At 42.1% G+C, this 1,215-nt stretch carries 2 protein-coding genes; one reads left to right on the plus strand and one right to left on the minus strand.

The window, feature by feature from the left end; all coding sequences use genetic code 11:
- Nucleotides 1-90: 90 nt before the first annotated feature.
- Nucleotides 91-444, minus strand: a complete 354-nt coding sequence (locus ACCI49_RS24710; RefSeq protein ID WP_371841921.1) for a hypothetical protein — start codon at nt 442-444, stop codon at nt 91-93.
- A gap of 478 nt (nt 445-922) precedes the next feature.
- Here ACCI49_RS24710 and ACCI49_RS24715 point away from each other — a divergent pair.
- Nucleotides 923-1,215: transposase (locus ACCI49_RS24715; RefSeq protein WP_371841922.1), on the plus strand; the 293-nt coding region annotated here is incomplete at its 3' end.

Consider the following 1,215-nt stretch of genomic DNA (forward strand, 5'->3'; position numbering starts at 1 on the left):
TTAGGCACCTTCATCAAAACTGGTAAACCCCTCTTTTTCAAGAGGATGTGTCAGATTTGGTCTGAACTAATCCAAATCAAGATAACCTACCTATTCAAATCGTATGGCATCAACCTCGCAGATACCGCTCTTTGAGCCTTCCCAATGACTGTCATTGTAAACTTGAAAGCGGACTTGTTTGTCACCCATGTATGCAGCCAAAACAAACGAAGTCATATTCTTGTAGCCAGCTGCTGCAGGTGAGAGCCACACTCCACCCGGACATTCATCTACGCCCGTATCAAACCAAGCAACAATGTCCGACCCATCCTTTCCTTCAATCGCCCCTATGTCGTCGTATGTATAAAGCCTTTCAATTTTCGCTATATCAGTGACTACAATCTCCGCCTGTACTAGAGAAGGTGCCAGCAGTGCCAAGGTTAAGAAAAATATAATTTTCTTCATAAATTTACATCCTTCGTCAGAAATACTTGTTTTTAAAGGTAGGTAATCTTATCAGGCAGTTTATGAGGATTCTATTTGAAGTTTAGTGGTCTAGTGGGCCATGCGATTAATTTTCTAAAGATTGCTGTGCGTGCTCTCCAAGCGCCAGAAATTAGCTGGCAGGTATCGTTCACTTAACTGCCTTTGTACATTTTGCATTATAGGCGTTGATAAAGGTTTCACGTGCTGACTTCAACATGGAAAATTGTTTCGCAGTCTAAAAAGTAAACGAGTACCGCTCTACGATTACATTTCCATATCGGAGGATAGCCGGAATATCAGTCACTACCTGATGACCTACTTCAATTAGGAAGATTCCCACCAACACAATGAAGGTATACCAACCGAAAAAACGGAAGAAAGCCTTAAGGGCACCTCTAAAAATTCACTATTTTCCGGTAAAATAGTCTAAACGCTCACTAGTGAAGGTTATTGTCAAATGCAGCCGAGTTTTTTCGGTCTTGATGACCGCCATCGCAAGCTAAATGAACGTGATCCACTGGTTGCTCTGCGTAAGTTGATTGACTGGGAGGACTTCCGGTGTACTTTGAATAAAATCCCCATACTTCCAAGAAGGAGTAATGCTGGAAGAAGACCCTTTGATAAGGTACTGATGTTCAAGGCGCTTGTATTACAGCATTTATATAACCTATCGGATGATGAGCTGGAATATCAGATACGCGATCGATTTTCATTTTGTCGATTTCTCAGCCTAAACCCGGAGGACCGAAC

This window comes from Microbulbifer epialgicus (assembly GCF_041447265.1).
Lineage (GTDB): Bacteria > Pseudomonadota > Gammaproteobacteria > Pseudomonadales > Cellvibrionaceae > Microbulbifer > Microbulbifer epialgicus.

What these genes read in the sequence shown, in the direction of transcription:
- ACCI49_RS24710 (WP_371841921.1), bottom strand. Translation starts at nt 444, where the DNA reads ATGAAGAAAATTATATTTTTCTTAACCTTGGCACTGCTGGCACCTTCT.